This window comes from Aquimarina longa SW024 (genome assembly GCF_001401755.1).
GTDB classification, from domain to species: Bacteria; Bacteroidota; Bacteroidia; order Flavobacteriales; family Flavobacteriaceae; genus Aquimarina; species Aquimarina longa.
The window spans coordinates 699445-719758 of the sequence record NZ_KQ474099.1 but is presented as its reverse complement, the minus strand read 5'-3'; the positions used below and the strand labels follow the sequence as shown (position 1 = coordinate 719758).

Sequence of the window (20314 nt, the reverse complement as noted above, 5' to 3'; positions counted from 1 at the left end):
TGAAGCATTCAGATACTTCTTATCTTAGTCTTTTTTATAGATGAATTATGAAAAGGATTAAGATAGTATTATTTATGATGCTTATTGTAAGTTGTGCTCGTACAGTAGAGCCAACAGCAGAAAATATTAATAAAATATTCGCATCTAAGGATTTTACGTTAGAGTTTAATCGCTCTAATAGATCTAAAGAATCAATTAGCTTTAGAAGTGATTATCTCGTATATAAAAGCGATAAACCCACATATCGTAGAGAGATAAGCTATGATGAGGTAGTGTTAATTAATGATTTTATTCAGAATATTGTTCATTTACATTCAGAAATGCTAGATCCAAAAAAAGCATCATATTATGTTATTAAAAACACAGCGTATAAGGTTCATATTGTACCAAATCAGCAAGATATTTATTTTGATGCTTTACTAAAGACACTACATTTAGATACAATACCTAAGTAATAAACTCTAAATTATCGATAATACCCTATTTAAGTAGTGTAGGTTATACAAAAAATAGAGAAAAAGAAGTTTCTTTATTGGGTATAGAGCGAACTGTTATGCTGCCTCCATGCAAATGCATAATCTGTTTAGAAAGACTTAAACCAATTCCGGTACCATCTTTTTTGGTAGTATAGAAAGGAACAAATATTTGATTTATAATATCAGGATGTATCCCTAGTCCATTATCAGTAACCGTTATATATTTTTTGTTCTCAGGAGTATTGCCTGAGATAAACATAAGAATAGGAGTTTCTGTCTCTTTTAACGCCTGGATAGCATTCTTACATAAGTTGATTAATATCTGTGTGATTTGTTTTTCATCAGCATAGATTTCAAGGTTTTTGATATTCTTAACGATATCAAAAGAAATCGTACTAAAATCAATTTCCTGACTCATCAAAATTTTCACTTTTTCTAATAATTCATCTACTTTAATAATTTCTTTATCAGGTATAGGGACATTTAAAAAACTACGATAAGATTGTACAAAACTCATTAAATCATTTCCTTGATTTTTTATTACTTCTAATCCTTTAGCAGTGTTTAAAATTTTACTTTCGTCTATCTGGGTTATCGGGATGATTCCATTATCACCCTTATAATACTTTAGGATAGAATCAGATATTGATGTAATAGGAGTGACAGAATTCATAATCTCATGAGTTAACACTCTAATTAATTTTATCCAAGAGTCAGTTTCTTTTTCATCCAATTCATTATGGATATCTTGTATCGTTATTAGTTTAAGAACTTCTCCATTTAATACTAATTCAGAAGATTTAATAGAAAGCTCTATCGTTTCACGTTCGTTAGTGAGTTGAAAAAGTTTGCGTTCGAATACTCTAATAGTATTAAATAACTCGTATAGATTTTTATCAACCTGCGCTAATTGTTTGATATGATTTAGAGGAGTGTAATTTAATAGTTTTTCTACCTTAGGATTGTTAAAGAGGATATGTCCTTTATGATTAAATGTTAAAATACCAATATCTGCTTGTTTCAGTATTTCTTGATAATACTGTTCTTGTATTTGATTTTGTAGGAATATTTTTTTGATGACATGATTAAGATTATTAAGACTATGATTAAGCTCATTAAACGATGCTGAAGCTCCTTCTTCTGGAAATTTTAATGTAAAATCCTCATTTTTGATAGCATTAAAAAGATAAGCAATTTTTCTATTTGTACGATTTAAGTACCTAATCAATATCACTACCTGTAGTATTAGAAAGAATAGAATAATAAAGAACAGCGTATAATTAGTATTGACAAACGAAAAACCTAATACTAATGAGGTTAAAGAAATTGCTATTACCCTAAAAATTAGCTGTACATATAAATTTCTACTTACCATTAGTTGTTTGATTTTTTGATTTTATTATACAAGGTTTGTCTAGATATACCTAATTGATTTGCAGCAGCACTATAGTTACCATTATGTTCCTCTAGAGCCTTAGCAATCATAAGTTTTTCCATTTCATCTAGTGTTTCAGGACCTTTTTCTAAAGAAATTACAGAATTACTAGTTAATAAAAAATCTTCAGGTTTTAATACATTTCCTTCGCATAAGATAACAGCTCTCTCGATAGTATGCTGTAGTTCTCTTACGTTTCCTGGCCAGCGATATCCCATCAATTTTTCTTCTGCATTAGCATTTATCCGAAGAGAAGGTTTACCGTATTTAGCACCATACTTTTTTAAATAAAAATCTGCCAAGATCAAAACATCATTATCTCGTTCTCTTAGTGGAGGTATTTCTATATGAATTGTATTGATTCGATATAAGAGATCTTCTCTAAAAACACCATTATTTACCATTTGATTAAGATTACAATTAGTAGCGCAGACCAAACGTATATCTACAGAAATTGGTTTATTTGATCCTACCCTTACTACAGTTCTATTCTGTATTGCAGATAATAGCTTAGCTTGTGTTTGTAATGATAGGTTTCCTATTTCATCAAGAAATAATGTTCCGCTATTTGCAGCTTCAAACTTACCTGCACGATCTTCTTTAGCATCAGTAAATGATCCTTTGGTGTGACCAAAAAGCTCACTCTCGAATAAAGTTTCTGATATTGACCCCATATCAACACCAATAAAAACCTCATTTTTTCGAGGAGACGTTCTATGTAATTCTCTAGCAATTAGTTCTTTTCCTGTTCCATTTTCTCCAGTAATCAATACATTAACATCAGTTTTGGCGACTTTTCTAACCAAATTGAGAACTGAGTTTAATGCTTTAGAATTACCAATAATATAATTACTATCCTGATTAATTACTTGTTTTAGATGCCTCTCTTTTTGTTTTAAATCCTGTACTTCTTTCCTAGATTTCCGAAGTAAGTATGCTGATTTTATAGTTGCTAATAGCTTTTCATTATTCCAAGGTTTTAATATAAAATCTGTAGCACCTTCCTTTAATGCTTTTACGGCAAGATCTACAGCTCCATATGCTGTCATCATAATTACCGAAGTATGTGGCGCTTTTTTCTTAATTTCTCTAAGCCAAAATAATCCCTCATTACCAGTATTGATCCCAGCAGAAAAATTCATATCTAGTAAAACAATATCTACTGTGTCTAAACCTACAAATGAAGAAATCTGATTAGGATTAGGAATTGTTGCAACCTGTTTAAATTCGAATTGTAGTAGAATCTCAAGAGCACTTAATACACTCTTATTATCATCAATCACTAAGACTTTTCCATCTTGCATAGTATGCCATTTTGTTTACAAGTTTAAAACTACAATTACTAATGGATATCTCAATATAAGTGTAAAATAATTTTACACTATTTGTAAAATAATTTTACATTTTTTAATTTGTAATAAGTCAATTTGCTTTTAAAGTGCTGATTAGTATTTAGTTATGATTTTGGCACAACATTAGGATATAGGATAGCGTAAAAAAAATATTTTAAGTAATTATAGATGATACATTATACAGGCAAAATTTTATATATCTTCTTAGTTTTAATATCAAGTACGATGTATTCGCAGGAATCATGGTCATTAGATAATTGCATTACTTATGCGGTAAAGCATAATTTACAACTTAGCGATTTTAAATACAACCAAGAAACTAATAAAGAAACATATCGACAATCGATAAGAAACTTATTACCAACTGTCACCGCGCTTTCGGATTATAATATTCGATATGGTAGATCAGTAGACCCTAATAATAATAGTATTGTAAACACCGATTTTTTCTCTAATAACTATAGGTTAAATGCAGAGATTGATTTGTTTAGAGGTTTTCAGAAAGTAAATACAATAAAAGCTTCAAAATTCCTACATAGTGCTGCAAAAGAAGAAATACTCCATCAAAAGTATTTACTAGCACTAAGGGTGATGTCTGCTTTTTATGATATCCAATTTATGGAAGGATTACTGATGATATCAATACAACAAGAAGAAATTTCACAAAAAAACTATACTCTACTAAAAAAACAAGTAGAAATTGGGCAAAAAGCCAAAGCAGATTTATATGAATCAGAAGCTACATTACTAGCAGATCAATTATTAGTTACTCAGAATAAAAATAATGTAGCTGCAGCAAAGCTAAAGCTCGTACAAGAAATGAATTTAGAAAATGCAACTACTATTGTTACTACATCAGCTCCTGTAGTAATTGACGAGTATGTAATTAATCAAATACATCAAGACTCTATATATAGTAAAGCCAAAAACTTTGTACCTATTATAAAGGCGCAAGAGCTACGAGCAAAAGCTGCAAAAAAGCAACTAGCAATTGTCAGAGGGGGGCTATATCCTTCATTATCTTTTTTTGCAGGATATCAGACAGGATATTACGAAACCAATATAAGTAAAACTACAGGCAAGGTAATTCCTTTCAGAACTCAGTTTAAGGACAATGTATCAAAATATATTGGAGTATCACTCACGATCCCTATTAGTAATGGATGGTCTAGACGATCACAAGTAAAACAACAAAAAATAGAGGTAATGAGAGCAGAAACTAATTTTGATGCTCAAAAACAAGAAATGAATAAAACAATACAGCAACTAATTCAACAGAATGATGCATTGCAGGTAGAATATAGACAGAGTAGGCAAAGAATGAAAGCACAGCAATTATCTTTTGATATATCACAAAAGAAATATGAAAAAGGGTTGATCAGTACTATAGAATTAAATCAATCAAAAAATATATTAGCAAATTCACAAAATCAAAACCTTCAGGTACAATTACGATTAAAAGTAAACAAAAGCACATTAGACTTTTATAAAGGATTACCTGTCTTTAATATAAATAGAGTACAATAAAATGGATATAAAAATCGAAAAGAAAAAAGGATTAAGACCTAAGCACTACGGATATATTGCTATAGGAACATTACTACTTTTTGTAAGTTGGAAAATGGTGTTTAGTAGTTCAATAGCTACTTTTAGAACAGAAAGAGAAAAATTATCGATAAGAGAAGTTACTTTCGGAAAATTCGACGATTATATAACAATTAATGGTACTGTTGCTCCAATAAGTACGATTTACATGGATGCATACGAGGGGGGGAGAGTAACAGAAAAACATATTGAAGAAGGTGCTATGGTAAAAAAAGGAGATATCATCCTTACTTTAGAAAATAGAGCACTTTATGAGCAGATTCTTGCTAGTGAAAATAATCTGGCATTAAAACAAAACGATTTGCGTTCGACTAGGCTTACTTTTGATTCTAGGCAAATAGCAGGTAAAAAAGATCTAGTTAATTCAGAATATGAGTTACAAAGGTTGAAACGTAACTATGAACAAAATCAGGCATTGTTTAAAGACGAACTGATATCACGAGAAGAATATCTGACCTCTAAAGAGAATTATGAACTTTCACAAAAACAATACGATATCATAAAACTACAAACAGAACAAGATAATACGTTACGTAATACTTCATTAAGCGATTTGGATAATGATTTATCCCGAATGAAAAAGACCCTTTCTATGGTGTATGAGCGTATAGATCACCTAAATGTACGTGCCCCTGCAGACGGACAGTTAGGATTTCTTGATGCAGAAATAGGGCAAAACATAGGGCAAGGGCAGCGGATAGGACAAGTCAATGTATTAACAGACTATAAAATAGAAGCGACTATTGATGAGCACTATATTGATAAAATAAAAAGAAATTTGACTGCAATATTAGACCGTAATGGTACAGCATATCAACTGCGCCTTCGTAAAGTTTATCCCGAAGTACGTAACGGAAAATTTAAAGTAGATCTGGTTTTTGTAGATCAAAAACCAAAAACCATACGCTCTGGTCAAAGTTATAATATAAGGTTACAATTAGGAGCATCAAATGATGCATTGTTGTTACCCAAAGGAAGCTTTTTTCAGAATACAGGAGGGCAATGGATTTTTGTTGTAGATACCTCTGGGGAAGTAGCAAATAAAAGAGCAATACGCATAGGAAAACAAAACTCTAGATACTATGAATTATTAGAAGGTTTAGAAGCAGGAGAAAAAGTAATTATTTCTAACTATAGTAACTTTGGAGAAGCCGAAAAAATAATACTACACTAAAAAAATCAATCAAAAAATGATACAAATAGCGAACTTAAAAAAGAGTTTTAGAACCGAAGAAGTAGAAACATTAGCATTAAACAATGTAGACTTAAAAGTAGAAACAGGAGAATTTGTAGCTATAATGGGACCATCAGGCTGTGGTAAATCTACGTTGCTGAATATTATTGGAATGTTAGATAATCCAAATGAAGGGCAATATCAATTTGATGGTCAAGAAGTAGGAGGGTTAAAAGAAAATCAGCGTACTACAATTAGAAAAGGAAATCTTGGATTTGTGTTCCAGAGTTTTAACCTAATCGATGAGCTTACTGTTTTTGAAAATGTAGAGCTCCCGCTGATTTATCTCAATATCAAAAAAAGGGAACGAGAACAAAAAGTAAAAGAAGTATTAGAGCGGATGAAAATAGCACATCGCGAAAAACATTTTCCACAGCAATTATCAGGAGGACAACAGCAACGTGTAGCAATTGCCAGAGCAGTAGTAACTACTCCAAAACTAATCTTAGCCGATGAACCTACAGGAAACTTAGATTCTAAAAACGGAATAGAAGTAATGAATCTACTTACAGAATTGAATCAAGAAGGAACAACCATAGTTATGGTAACCCACTCAGACAGAGATTCGCATTATGCACATAGAGTAATTAATCTCTTTGATGGACAGATCGTAACCGAAAGCCAAAACAGAGCGATTGGAGTTACAGTATAAAAAAGGTAGTGTAGCATTTTAACTGACTTTTTGTCAAATTATAATAACATTAATTATGTTTAAAAATTATTTAAAAATAGCCTGGAGGAATCTTATAAAAAATAAACTTCAGACAGGGATAAATTTACTAGGACTTACTGCGGGTACTGTTTGCTGTTTAAGTATATTCATGTTTGTATATACACAATTAGGATATGATACATACCATAAGGATGCAGATTCCCTCTATCGGATACGAACGATTATTACAAGTAATGATAATGGAGGGGCTGACCTTAATACAGCTACGAGTTCTCCTCCGATTGCTTTAGCTTTAAAAGAGGATTTTCCAGAAGTTATAGAAGCATGCCGTATTGTGTATTTTGGAGAAGGTAATAATGGCTTATTACGAGTAGAAGGCAGTACTGATAGTTATTATGAATCTCGTGGATATTTGGCAGATAATACACTTTTTAAAATGTTTACTTATACCTTTATAGAAGGAAATACTACAGGAGCATTAGAGAAACCGAATACCGTTGTATTATCTTCTACATTAGCTAAAAAGCTATTCGGAGAAAAAAATGCATTAGATAAAAATCTCATTTTAGGAAGTGGAGAGAATGAATTGAAGCTTACTGTTACAGGTGTTTTTGAAGATAGTACTACAAAATCTCATCTTAATCCTAATTATATTTTGAGTATGAATTCTCCTGGATTAGGAGAATTTGTAAGAAATGAACAAAACTTTGCAACCCAAAATTTTGTACATAGTTATATAAAGCTGCTTCCTGGGGCAGATCAAAAACAATTAGATCAAAAACTACCTGCATTTTTGCAACGTCATGGAGCACAAAATTTAGCTGAAGTAGGTTTTGATAAAAGCTTATTATTACAAAAGGTTAAAGATATTCATTTGTATTCTAAAGGGATTTCTAATCAGATTGATAACGTTTCAAATATTCAATATTTATACCTATTACTTATTTTGGCGTTATTTATTCAGTTGGTAGCTTGTATTAATTTTATTAATCTCAGTACAGCACGTGCCAATAAACGAGCCAAAGAAATTGGAGTACGAAAAGCGGTAGGTGCTAATAGAGGATCTTTAATCCGACAATTTTTAGGAGAATCAGTAGTATTATCCCTAATCGCATTGGTGATCAGTATTCCAATAACAATTTTGATATTACCCTTAGTTAATACACTTACAAAAGGAAATGTAGACCCCAGTGCATTATTAAATATCAAAGTTTTGATGCCTCTATTGGTAATAAGTATACTTAGTGGGCTATTTGCAGGAGCATACCCAGCTATGATTTTATCAGCAATCAAACCAATTAAAGTACTTAAGGGAACCATTAATGTATCAACGGGGAATGGGATTTTTCGAAAGGGATTAGTCGTATTTCAGTTTGTTATTTCAATAGCATTAATTACAGCAGTAATTATTATAAATAAGCAAGTAAAATATTCGCAAACCAAAGATTTAGGGTTTAACAAAGAAAACCTTATCGCTATTCGTTTAGGAACTGATGATACCAAACAAAAATTTGAGGCATTACGATCTCAAATGTCAAAAGTTACGGGAGTGAAACATGTTGCGGGGAGCAATCATTACCCTTCAGAACATATAATGGGAGACTTAGGATTACACCTCCCAGGTAAAGATCCTTCAAATCAAACATTAGTGATGTATAATGGGGTTAGTGATACTTATTTTAAAACAGTTGGAACACCACTACTAACAGGTAGAAGCTTACGAGCTAATGATAGTACTCAGGTTATTGTTAATAAAGCTACTATCGATATATTTAATATTGATATAGAGGATGCATTGGCTACTAAATTAGTACAGACTTATGAGGGTAGAGTTTCGATGTTTGAGATTGTAGGAGTTGTAGCAAATTACCATTACACTTCTTTAAAAGAGGCAATAGCTCCAATCATGCTTTTTCATGATAATGAGCCTAGTTGGTTACTTGTTAAGGCAGAAACTAAAGATTATAAAACCCTATTGACAAACCTCCAACAGAGTTGGAGAGCAATAAACCCCAGCACGCCTTTTGTCTATAATTTTATAGATAAAGAAGTCGAAAAACTATATGCCGAGGAGAAAAGACTAAGTCAGATATCAATCGTATTTACATGCCTAGCTATTTTGATTAGTTGCTTAGGTCTGTTTGGGCTAATTTCTTTCTTAGCAGAACAGAAGAAAAAAGAAATAGGGATTCGCAAAGTACTAGGAGCTACAGTAGGCAATGTGATGAGCATGTTCACTAAAGATTTTATAAAACTAGTAATCATTGCCTTAGTAATTGCAACACCATTAGTCTACTACTATATGGAAAATTGGTTACAAGGATTTGCATATCGAATTTCTATTAGCTGGTGGATTTTTGTCTTAGCAGGTAGCATTACTATGGTGATAACATTAGCAACAGTATGTATGAAAGCTTTTAAAGCCGCAACATCTAATCCAACCAAAAGTTTACGAACAGAATAAACTATAATGTCATGATAAAATTTATGTATCACATAGCACTTACCATCTTACTTTTTTGTATTAACCTTTGTTATGGACAGACAGCAACTATAGCAGTACAACCTTTTGATAAAGTAATTATAAGTCCACATATACAAGCAACTTTTATACAGGGAGATAAAGAAAGTGTTAGTATAAAAAATGCACGTTTATCGCACGATAAAATACATATCGAAGTGATAGGGAGAACACTTCAAGTCTATCTTGATGGCGCCAAAATGATAACTAAAAATGTTGAAACCACAGAAAAAGGATGGAAAAGTAAAAAACCGATCTATAAAGAAACTATGGCAACTGCTATTGTAACCTATAAGGAAGTAAAAGAGCTGTCAATAGGTGGAGAAGAAGTAATTATATGTGAGAGCCCTATAGAAGTAGATGAGTTTAAGCTAAAAATATATGGAGAATCTAAAGTGACAATAAATTCTTTAAAAGTAAATTCATTGCAAGTAGCTATTTATGGAGAAAATTATTTAGAAATTAAAGAAGGAATAGCAAATAATCAAAAATATACCATGTATGGAGAGAGTACAGTAAATTCCTTAAGAATGAGTACCAAAAAAACTAAGATCACAGCATATGGCGAAGGTAATTTTAGAATCAATGTCTCAGATCAATTAAAAATTACTGCTTATGGCGAAGCTACTGTAGCGTATGATGGAAATCCTATAGTAAAAAAAGGGATCGTTATAGGGAAAGCTACTATTCAACAAATTAACTAGAGCTCATCATTCTATTTAGATCTTAATATCAAAAAACGAATAATTATGTTTAAAATTCATATTAAAATAGCTTTTAGAAACCTGTGGAAACACAGAGTGTTTTCTTTTATTAATATTTCTGGACTCGCTATTGGATTAGCAGCAGGTTTTTTAATGCTATTATATGTAGGTTTTGAGTTAAGCTATGACCACTTTCACTCTAAGTCAGATACTATTTATCGAGTAGTTGCTAATATAAAAATGCCAACAGGTACCATGGAAACTGATAAGCCTGCAATTGCAGTGCCTCCACATTTACAAAAAGAATTTTCAGAAGTTTTGGATGCAGTTCGGGTTATGGATATTAGTCTAGATATACGCAATTCAAAAATAAAACTAAAAGAAAATAATGCAATAGCGGTCGATTCTACATTTTTTAAGATGTTTGATTTTGAAATACTACAAGGAGATAAGAATACTGTGCTTAAAGAGCCTTATAGTATCGTCTTATCTGAGACTGCAGCAAAAAAATACTTTGGAGATCAACCTGCAATAGGACAAACTTTAAAAATCAAAAATGAAGATATACATGATTTAAATTTTACGGTTACAGGTCTTATGAAAGATTTTCCAAAAAACTCACACATACAAGCGGATATTATTATTTCTATGACGACATATACTCAAGGAGTTCTAACCGATTTTGATCAATATTGGGGAACATATGATCCATCTGCATACCTTCTATTAAATCCTAATGCTGACCCAGTAGCTTTAGCATCTAAATTTCCTGATTTTTTAGAACGAAATATTGGAGACGATATGAGAGAAAATAAATCGTATGTTTCTCTTTTTCTTGAACCATTAAATGAGGTGTATCTATATTCTTCTCGAGGAAGCGAAATAAGTGGAGACATCAATTCTATTTATATATTTTCTATACTTGCAATTTTTATACTTTTAATAGCCAGTATAAACTTTATTAATTTAACTACAGCTCGCTCTGTAGAAAGAGCAAAAGAAGTAGGTGTGCGCAAAGTTATAGGAGCAGAAAAGCGACAACTTACCTTTCAATTTATAGGAGAATCAATCATAATATCCCTGTTATCTTTTATACTCTCTATTGTACTTATTGCGATATTTTTACCTCTTTTTAACACCCTATCAGGAAAAATTGTAAGCCCTAGTATTTTTTCTAACTTCACCCATATAGGAATACTGTTTATAATTGCTATAGCAATTGGATCGATTGCAGGAACATATCCAGCCTTTGTTTTATCATCTTTTAAACCCGTTAAGGTTCTAAAAGGAAGCTTTTCTACAGGAACAAAAGGAATACTACTTAGAAAAGGATTGGTAATCATGCAGTTTACAATCTCTATAGCATTAATTATAGGAACTATAATTATCTATACTCAAATGGATTATATGCGTGATCAGGAATTGGGATTTGATAAGGAGCAGATCGTCGTTTTAGAAACCAATATTTCACCAGCACAGAAAAAATTACAAGATAATCTGAATACTCTATCAGGAGTAATTTCTACTAGTCTTGGTTCTAGTGTTCCAGGAGGAGGAAATAATATAGCCTATTCTTTAATTAAGAACAAAAATGGAGAAGAGCAAGTCATCAATATAGCTGCTTATTTTACGGATTATAATTTTATTCCTCAATTCGGGTTAAAAGTAATTGCTGGTAGAAGTTTTTCAAGAGATTTTGGAACAGATTCTACAGAAGCTATGGTGCTTAATGAGGCAGCCGTAAAGGTATTAGGATACAGCTCTCCCGAAGAAGCATTAGGGGCAAAATTTTCTCAATGGGGCAAAGAAGGGCAAGTAATAGGGGTGATAAAAGATTTTCATTTTAAGTCATTAGAAGAAAGTATTAAACCTTTGACTATGACTATTGCTCCTGATAGAACAGATGTTTTATCAGTAAAAATCAGCACTCATAATATCAAAGAAACATTATCTTCTATAGAGCAGAAGTGGGAAGCAATTTTACCCGATGATTCGTTTGGCTTTTATTTTTTGGATGAAGCATTTGATAAACAATACCGTACCCATGAACGTTTTGGAAATCTATTTATATCATTTACGATACTAGCAATATTAATATCCTGTCTTGGATTATTAGGATTAGTAGCATATAGTACATTACAGCGTAAAAAAGAAATAGGTGTTCGTAAAGTATTAGGAGCCTCTGTAGTTAAGATTGTAAAACTTTTATCTAAAGAATTTATAAATCTAGTAGGTGTAGCCTTTATTGTAGCCTCACCAGTAGCTTGGTTTATAATGAATTATTGGTTAGAAGATTTTGCTTACCGAATAAGTATACAATGGTGGATGTTTGCATTGGCAGGACTATCTGCATTATTCATTGCATTTATAGCAGTATGTTTCCATGCTACAAAAGCTTCTTTAGCTAACCCAATAAAAAGTTTGAGAACAGAGTAATTATAAGAACGTTATAGAAGTGCCAAATCAAGTTCGGTACTATGAGAATCTAAAAACTATATATCCATGTACACCTTATATTTAAAAATAGCAATTAGACATCTTTTAAAGAACAAGCTCTATTCATTTCTCAATATTCTGGGATTAGCGATAGGGCTTGCCTCTTTTACTTTGATCATGATATATGTGAATTATGAGCGTAGTTATGACACCTTTGAAGGATCAGAAAATGTATATCGGGTATATATGGATTATAAAAAAGGTAACATATACGAACCGGGGGATGCTCAAACATATAATCTTACGGGACCAACTATAAAAAGAAAATTTCCTGAAGTTCTAGAGCAAGTACGCTTATATAAATTTGATGAGATAGTATTTACCTATAACAGTCAGGTTTTTAAAGAAAAAAATGGATCCTTAGCAGATCCTTCATATTTTGATGTATTCGGATACTCATTGTTAAAGGGTGATATAAACAGTGTTTTGCAAGAACCTAACACCATTATATTGACCCATAACCTAGCCTCTAAACTATTTGGAGATAAAAACCCTATCGGTAACTCGATATTCGCTTTTGTAGGAGGAAATAAAACCATGCTCAGAATAACAGGAGTAATGGATAATGTGCCTGAGACTACCCATATGAAAACCAATTTTTTGATTTCGTATAGCACGATCAATACTTGGAATACATTTGACAAATATGAAAGAGAGCTTAATTGGAATCAAAATCATTTTTTCACATATCTCAAAATCGATAAAAATGCGAATATCAAGACGTTAAAAACAAAAATAATGACTCTTGATTTTAGTGATAACTTTGATGAACGTCATAACATAGAACCTCTAGAAGATATTCATTTGTATTCTAATAAACCTTATGAAACCGAAATAAACGGAAGTGCTACCCGTGTAAAGTTCTTAACAGCCATTGCTTTTATTATTCTAATACTGTCTTGGTTGAACTACATTAATCTTTCTACTACTAAATCTCTAGAACGTGCTAAAGAAATAGGAATTCGAAAAGTAACAGGGGCAAAGAAATCACAGTTAATCATACAATCAATTGTAGAATCGGTTATTCTTAATCTGGTAGCGTTTCTTTTAGTAATAGCTATAAGTATGCTAGTATTGTCAGTTTATAATAAAATTACTACTGGTGGTGAATTGATATTAGATATGAGAACTATAAAACAGCTTCTGCCTGTTTTTGGTATTGTAGTTTTTGGAGTAATGCTAGCAAGTCTATATCCTGCCTTTTTGTTAAGTAGCTATAAACCTTCAAAAGCGCTAAAAGGAAAAATAAGAACTTCAACCAATGGATTACATATCAGAAAAGGACTAGTAGTTATACAATTTGTAGCAACAATTGTGCTTATCATTGGTACCATAGTCATTACACGCCAGATTAACCACCTGCAAAATCAACCTTTAGAAACCTCATTAAACAATATCGTGGCTTTTTCAGGGCAGTTACTAACTAAAAAAGATAGTATTCTGAGTACAAAGCTCGAGCTTATGAAAAATAAGATAAAAAAACTGCCTAATGTTTCTCATGTAATGACTACCCAAACATTTCCAGGTGATGATTTTATGAATTTATCATCTGCCATGGGAATTATCTATCCCGATGGGACAAACAATAACAATAAAGTATATTATAATTATGAAATAAATAGCCCTGAATATTTTGAAATGATGGATATGAAATTTGTTGCAGGAAATACTTTTTTATCTCATAGTACATACAAAAACCGACAAGTAGTTATCAATGAAGAAATGGCAAAGATGATCGGTATGAGTAATCCAATAGAAGCTGTGGGACAAAAAATCAAGTTTTGGAGCGAAGACTGGAATATTATAGGAGTGATAAAAAATTATCATCATTTTGGATTAAAAAAGCCCGTAATACCATTAATTATTCGCCACGGCAGAGTCGATAATTACATGTTGGTAAAATTTGATACAACTATAATTTCTACATCAGAGTTTATGCAAACCATTACTCAGATAGAAAACTTATGGAAACAAACGTTTTCTAAGAGTACGTTTGATTATACGTTTGTCGATAAGCAATTTGATGCGCAATATAATGATGATAAGCAATTCAGTGCAGCATTCAGAGTTTTTACCATGCTAGCTATTTTTATTGCTGCATTAGGCTTGTTTGGATTATCATCTTACACCTGTATACAGCGCAAAAAAGAAATAGGAATAAGAAAAGTAAACGGAGCCAGTGTTTTTGGAATTCTGAAATTACTAAATATTGATTTTCTTAAATGGATAGGGGTTGCATTTATAATTGCAATTCCTATAGCTTGGTATACTATGAATTCTTGGTTAGAAAACTTTGCATTAAAGACAAGCCTGAGTTGGTGGATATTTATATTATCAGGAGTAATAACATTGAGTATTATATTACTTACAGTAAGTTGGCAGAGTTTTATAGTGGCTAATAAAAACCCTGCAACTACACTAAGAGATGAATAAGGTAGATCAATCAAAAAACGAAAAATTATGATCCGGAATTATATCAAAATAGCATGGAGAAATGCTATGAGGCAAAAACAATTTACGATTCTTAATATATTAGGGCTAAGTATTGGTATTAGCACGTGTTTTATTATTGGGTTGTACATTCATAGCGAAATGACCTATGATACTTTTCATGAAAAAGGAGAGCGCATCTATAGAATTAATCAACCAAACATTTGGGATGATTGGAATGAAAAATCTTCTAATACAGGAGCCAATGTTGCTATAGCATTGCGAGAAGATGCCCCAGAGTTTGAAGAAGTAACACGATTATTTAGAACTGGGACACAGATTGTCAGAACCAATACTGATGCACTGGCTAATCTGCATAAAGAAGAACATTATTTTGCTGCAGAGGAAAACTTCTTTGATATATTTTCGTTTCAATTTTTACAAGGAAACCCTAAAACTGCACTTAGCGAACCTATGAGCATGGTGATGACAATAACAACAGCTAAGCGGTATTTTGGAGATCAAAATCCAATAGACAAAACTGTAGAGGTTAAAAGTGATGATGGTTCTTGGGAAACCTATACCGTAACAGGAGTACTTGCAGATGTTCCTTATAAATCACATATTCAATTTAATATACTTGTTTCATTAAAAAGTTTTTCAGACCAATTACGAGTCCATGATTGGAAATGGATATGGACAGCATTTTCTACCTATGGATTAGTAAAAGAAGGAACCGATATACAAGCATTTACGGATAGAATACAGGCAATTCCACCAAAATGGGCACCTCCAACAACACAGCGTATCTTTAACCAAACGTTTAAAGAATTTACCGCAGGACACGATTGGTCACTATATCTACAACCTCTTAAAGAAATATACCTGTCAGAATCCCCAGCAATGCATTCCTTTGGACCTACCGGAAACCCAATGTTTGTTAAAATATTTGGAGCTATAGGGCTTTTAGTACTTGTACTGTCTAGTATCAATTTTATGAACCTTTCTACAGCAAGATCATCTAAGAGGGCAAAAGAAATCGGAGTGCGAAAAGTTTTAGGGTCTAAACGGAGAACATTAATTAAGCAATTCGTGCTAGAATCTACGCTCTTTGTTTTAATAGGAACTATTTTTGCGTTATTATTCGTACAACTTTCTTTACATATATTTAATACTATAGCCAATGTACAGCTCGATCTGATTCCATATTTAGGGAATCCATTATTTCTAGGAATACTACTATTATTTATATTAGGATTAGGTTTAATTTCAGGGAGTTACCCAGCTTTTTATCTGTCAATGTTTCAACCGGTAGAAACGCTTAAAGGAAAAGTAAGTGCAAAGTTTAGAGGAAAAGGAATTAGAAATGGATTAGTTATATTTCAGTTTACGATTTCTATAGCTTTGGTCATTTGCACTCTATTTGTACAAAAACAATTGGTATATACCTCTTCTTTGGATTTAGGGTTTGAAAAAGATAATATTCTTCAGATTCATAATATCGAACAAATAGGGTTTGATACCGAAGCACTTAAAACAACATTTGCGATGAACCCTGCATTCTCTAAAGTAGGAAAATCCTTTGGATTACCTCCTAATATATGGTCTGGAGATCGATATAAAACACTAGAGTCAGAAAACCAAGTAGTACAACTTAGAAATGTTAGAACAGAAGAAGATTATCTAGATGTATTAGGAGTACAGTTTATTGCAGGAAGAAACTTTGATTCTTCTCGATCCAATGATAAATATAAGGTAATATTAAACGAAGAAGCTGTTAAAGCTTTAGGGTGGGGGGCTCTAGAAACCTATACAACAGACTCTCCCATAGGAAAAAAAATAGCTTTAGCATCAGGTCGAGAAGATCAGTTTGAAGTAATGGGTGTAGTTAAAAATTTTAATATTAATAGTGTACAACAAAAAATTGCACCATTAGTCATCATTCATCATCAAAATGATAAAGTTTGGGATTATGGTACGGGGTTGTCATATTATTCTATGCGACTTAATCCTGCGGTTATTAAAAATGCCAATGATTTACAAGCACTGATAGAAGGGGTTAAAGAAAATATTACTCAGATAGACCCTTCTGTCCCGTTTGAGTACAGTTTTATGGATCAGAATTTTGAAAGTACATTTATAGCTGAGCAAAGAATGGGAGTCATACTTAGTATATTTACACTTATGGCACTCATTATAGCTTGTCTTGGGCTATTTGGTCTTGCTGCTTTTACAGCAGAGCAACGTATTAAAGAATTAGGAATCCGAAAAGTATTAGGTGCCAAAGTATCAGAACTAGCCTTTTTATTTTCATCAGAATTTACAAAACTGATCCTTATTTCTATTGCTTTTGCCTCACCAATTGCCTACCTTTTGGTTAATGAGTGGCTCAAAGATTTTGCTTATAGAACACCAATAGATATTTGGGTATTTATCTTGGCAGGCATAAGTGCGTTAGTAATTACCCTATTAACGGTAGGGTTTCAGACCCTTAAAGCAGCATCATCTAATCCTATTGAAAATTTAAGAATGGAGTAAATTATTTTTAAACGTTATGAGTTTACACTAATCTTAACTTAACTAATTCTATGAAGTGTATGCGCTCTAAATATATAATAAGTACAATTAAAAAATATCAATAATGCTATTACAATTAAAAAATGTATCAAAATGGGTACAATCAGGAGGGCAGAACGTCTTTTTATTAAAAGATATTAATTTTTGGGTTAATGAAGGAGACTTTATCTCCATTATGGGACCATCAGGATCAGGTAAATCTACCTTGTTGAATATCATTGGTATGTTAGATCATTTTAATGAAGGGACCTATACATTTTTAGAAGAATCAGTTCATTCATTAAAAGAAAAACACCGAGCTAATTTATACAAGCAATATATAGGATTCGTGTTTCAAGCATATCATTTGATTGACGAATTGACTGTAAAGGAAAATCTAGAGATGCCATTACTTTATAAAAAACAAGGTTCTTCTGAGAGAAAAGCTTTAGTTGCAGATATGCTAGACCGTTTTAATATTGTGGGTAAAAAAGATCTGTTTCCTTCTCAATTAAGTGGAGGACAACAACAATTAGTGGGTGTTGCCAGAGCACTTATTGCTAGCCCAAAATTAATTTTGGCAGATGAACCTACAGGAAATCTAAACTCTAAACAAGGAGATGAGATTATGGGAATTTTTAAAGAATTAAACAAAGAAGGAGTAACGATTATACAAGTTACACACTCCGAAAAAAATGCAGCATATGGCTCGCGAGTACTTAATCTATTAGATGGATGTATTGAATGCTAACAAACATTGTTATAAATAGAGTATAAAAACCTTGAACTCTGGATTAAAAGATTAGAAAAAGATATTCCTTATTTTTTTAGGAAGCATACCTCTGAACTTGCTCCGTAATGTCATTTAGGTAAGGATTTAGGTCATTGATTAAGATTTTGTTACTAATGGATTCTGATCTACGCCAGAATGAATAAAAAAATAATATTTTCTGCTTGTCACTCCAACCCTTTGGCTTAGTTCTGGATAAACTATAGGCTGTAATTTATGATAGAAACAAAAGACTTTTTTGTTTTTGTAAATGTTTAATAATCAAAAACACATAAATTAATTTAATGACATTGGCTTGCTCCGAGGGTGCTGATTTATTCAGTTTCATAAGGTGTAGTAAACTGTCGGATAGCAGAATTAGGTTCTATGATGTTATATCCTTTCCAGAATTCAGGATTATATCTAGATAAGTATGTTGGTTTAATATTTTTGTTTTCGGCACTGTTTTTATAATCAATTTCTGTTAGAGGATTAGAATCAAAAACAATGATTTCGAATTTAGTTGTATTATTCACAATAGCATCAATACCAAGGGATAATTCATTTTGTTTTCGTTTTCCTTTAACAAATCTATTTTTTTCAATTACTTTTAATGAGCGGTCAAAACCAAAGAGATTCCCTCTATGTGATTCTAGATACTTTAGATCATATTTATTATTTTTTCCTTTAGTAAAAATGATTTTATTATGATAAAGATTATCTTGGTACATGAGTCCTAGAAGTTTAAAATTTTTAAGAAGCTTTACATTTTTATAATCAACCCTAATTACTGCAAAATCTTCAGTATTAATATATAAAGTACCTTTAAAGTCCTCACTTCTTTTGGGAGAAAAGTTAATAACATATACACTATTGTCATCAATGTATGTATAATCAATAAGTTCAAAGTCATATCGCCCTGACTTGTTTAGAAAATTTGATTTTACATCATCATTAAAGAAAAAACTAGACAGAATACTTTTTAGTCTTGATTTTTGATATTTTAAAAAATCAGTTGTATTCTTTTTTTTCTTTAGGCTATCAATTTCATTCTTTGCAGTTGTTGCTTCTGCATCTTTGGCTAAGATAGAGTCAACTTGTATTTTGGTGCCAAACAAGCCTGATTTAATCTTTAGGTATGAATTAGGTTTTACATTGTCTTTAAAAATTTTTTCTAATTTTTTAGACATATCATCCATAGAACCTATATTATTTTTGTCATAAAGTTCTGCAGCTTTAGTGATATGAAGTTTTACTTTTTCATAATTGCCATAAAAATTACATAATACTTCTGTGTAATACTCAGATTTTCTTGGAATACTAGAAGTAAGACTATCAATAAACCTTTTGTTGAGTTCTTCGATAGTTGATTTTTTAAATTTCACATCTAATTTTTTGATACTATTAAATTCAGATTCTCTAAAAAATAATTGTTTTTTGGATAACTCTAAATTATAATTTTGGGATACTCGTTCTTTAACCTTGTCTATGATTTCATCTGCGGTAAGGTTTTTATTAGAAACAAAAACGCCTTTTAATTCTATTGCTTTTGGTTCGATATAGATAATACTATCAGTAGCATTCTTTATAGCAACACCAATTTTTTCATATCCCATAGAAGAAATGTAAATAGAATCGATTTTTGAAAGTGAATTATCCAGACTTAAACTAAATTTCCCCTCTTTATTAGTAATGACACCTTGATTTTCTGACACCTGTATTGTAGCATATGGTATAGGTTCATTGGTCTTTTTATCTACAATTTTAGAAGAGATGGTTTGTCCTATTGCTATAGAACTTACAAAACATATCAAAAAAGAGGTGAATACTACTTTAGTATAGATCATAATTTTAAAACTTCGTGAGATTTTACGTTATAGACAAAATTGTATTCTAAAAGGTTGCTTAATCTCTATAAAAAAGATGACTGAAATATGAATCAATTGTTACATGCATGTTATAAATAGTAGTACTAAATAGACTAATATTTCCCCGATTATCACTGTCGATAATTCGACTAAACATTGGCGTAATAGAAAAAGTAATATTAACTTAAAATTAAG

At 31.5% G+C, this 20314-nt stretch carries 13 protein-coding genes; 10 read left to right on the top strand and 3 right to left on the bottom strand.

Annotated elements, in window-relative coordinates; all coding sequences use genetic code 11:
• Positions 1–47 precede the first annotated feature (47 nt).
• Positions 48–455 carry a hypothetical protein gene (locus N456_RS11975; RefSeq protein WP_062057190.1) on the top strand — a complete coding sequence of 136 codons (408 nt, stop codon included), beginning with the start codon at positions 48–50 and terminating at the stop codon, positions 453–455.
• Between the two features lie 43 nt (positions 456–498).
• Here N456_RS11975 and N456_RS11970 read toward each other — a convergent pair whose 3' ends face one another.
• Positions 499–1851 (bottom strand): sensor histidine kinase, encoded by a 1353-nt coding sequence (locus N456_RS11970; RefSeq protein WP_062057188.1) that lies wholly within the window; start codon positions 1849–1851, stop codon positions 499–501.
• Entirely contained in the window at positions 1851–3215 is a 1365-nt protein-coding gene (locus tag N456_RS11965) for a sigma-54-dependent transcriptional regulator (protein ID WP_062057186.1), read from the bottom strand. The genes N456_RS11970 and N456_RS11965 overlap by 1 nt, the downstream gene beginning before the upstream one ends.
• A 273-nt stretch (positions 3216–3488) precedes the next feature.
• On the opposite strand from N456_RS11965, the gene N456_RS11960 reads away from it, so the two are divergent.
• From N456_RS11960 to N456_RS11920, 9 genes are all read left to right on the top strand, one after another.
• Entirely contained in the window at positions 3489–4790 is a 1302-nt protein-coding gene (locus N456_RS11960; RefSeq protein WP_240315518.1) for a TolC family protein, read from the top strand.
• A gap of 1 nt (position 4791) precedes the next feature.
• Positions 4792–6042 carry an efflux RND transporter periplasmic adaptor subunit gene (locus N456_RS11955; protein ID WP_062057182.1) on the top strand — a complete coding sequence of 417 codons (1251 nt, stop codon included), beginning with the start codon at positions 4792–4794 and terminating at the stop codon, positions 6040–6042.
• Positions 6043–6058: 16 nt separating this feature from the next.
• Positions 6059–6754, top strand: a complete 696-nt coding sequence (locus N456_RS11950; protein ID WP_062057180.1) for an ABC transporter ATP-binding protein — start codon at positions 6059–6061, stop codon at positions 6752–6754.
• A gap of 55 nt (positions 6755–6809) precedes the next feature.
• Positions 6810–9239: an ABC transporter permease gene (locus N456_RS11945; RefSeq protein WP_062057178.1), complete on the top strand. Its 2430-nt coding sequence runs from the start codon at positions 6810–6812 to the stop codon at positions 9237–9239.
• Positions 9240–9250: 11 nt separating this feature from the next.
• Positions 9251–10000, top strand: coding sequence for a head GIN domain-containing protein (locus tag N456_RS11940; protein WP_240315517.1), 750 nt, complete (start codon positions 9251–9253; stop codon positions 9998–10000).
• Between the two features lie 45 nt (positions 10001–10045).
• Positions 10046–12436, top strand: a complete 2391-nt coding sequence (locus tag N456_RS11935; RefSeq protein ID WP_062057175.1) for an ABC transporter permease — start codon at positions 10046–10048, stop codon at positions 12434–12436.
• 66 nt (positions 12437–12502) lie between these two features.
• On the top strand, positions 12503–14929 hold the full coding sequence (locus N456_RS11930; protein ID WP_062057173.1) for an ABC transporter permease: 2427 nt from the start codon (positions 12503–12505) through the stop codon (positions 14927–14929).
• Between the two features lie 27 nt (positions 14930–14956).
• Entirely contained in the window at positions 14957–17464 is a 2508-nt protein-coding gene (locus N456_RS11925; RefSeq protein ID WP_082422518.1) for an ABC transporter permease, read from the top strand.
• Between the two features lie 103 nt (positions 17465–17567).
• Entirely contained in the window at positions 17568–18233 is a 666-nt protein-coding gene (locus N456_RS11920) for an ABC transporter ATP-binding protein (protein ID WP_062057169.1), read from the top strand.
• 353 nt (positions 18234–18586) lie between these two features.
• On the opposite strand, the gene N456_RS11915 is transcribed toward N456_RS11920, so the two are convergent.
• On the bottom strand, positions 18587–20098 hold the full coding sequence (locus tag N456_RS11915; RefSeq protein WP_062057168.1) for a carboxypeptidase-like regulatory domain-containing protein: 1512 nt from the start codon (positions 20096–20098) through the stop codon (positions 18587–18589).
• Positions 20099–20314 lie beyond the last annotated feature (216 nt).

Coding starts and splice junctions, on each gene's coding strand:
- N456_RS11960 (WP_240315518.1), top strand. CDS start 3,489: ATGTATTCGCAGGAATCATGGTCATTAGATAATTGCATTACTTATGCG.
- N456_RS11940 (WP_240315517.1), top strand. CDS start 9,251: ATGATAAAATTTATGTATCACATAGCACTTACCATCTTACTTTTTTGT.
- N456_RS11925 (WP_082422518.1), top strand. CDS start 14,957: ATGATCCGGAATTATATCAAAATAGCATGGAGAAATGCTATGAGGCAA.
- N456_RS11930 (WP_062057173.1), top strand. CDS start 12,503: ATGTACACCTTATATTTAAAAATAGCAATTAGACATCTTTTAAAGAAC.
- N456_RS11950 (WP_062057180.1), top strand. CDS start 6,059: ATGATACAAATAGCGAACTTAAAAAAGAGTTTTAGAACCGAAGAAGTA.
- N456_RS11975 (WP_062057190.1), top strand. CDS start 48: ATGAAAAGGATTAAGATAGTATTATTTATGATGCTTATTGTAAGTTGT.
- N456_RS11965 (WP_062057186.1), bottom strand. CDS start 3,215: ATGCAAGATGGAAAAGTCTTAGTGATTGATGATAATAAGAGTGTATTA.
- N456_RS11935 (WP_062057175.1), top strand. CDS start 10,046: ATGTTTAAAATTCATATTAAAATAGCTTTTAGAAACCTGTGGAAACAC.
- N456_RS11955 (WP_062057182.1), top strand. CDS start 4,792: ATGGATATAAAAATCGAAAAGAAAAAAGGATTAAGACCTAAGCACTAC.
- N456_RS11915 (WP_062057168.1), bottom strand. CDS start 20,098: ATGATCTATACTAAAGTAGTATTCACCTCTTTTTTGATATGTTTTGTA.
- N456_RS11945 (WP_062057178.1), top strand. CDS start 6,810: ATGTTTAAAAATTATTTAAAAATAGCCTGGAGGAATCTTATAAAAAAT.
- N456_RS11920 (WP_062057169.1), top strand. CDS start 17,568: ATGCTATTACAATTAAAAAATGTATCAAAATGGGTACAATCAGGAGGG.
- N456_RS11970 (WP_062057188.1), bottom strand. CDS start 1,851: ATGGTAAGTAGAAATTTATATGTACAGCTAATTTTTAGGGTAATAGCA.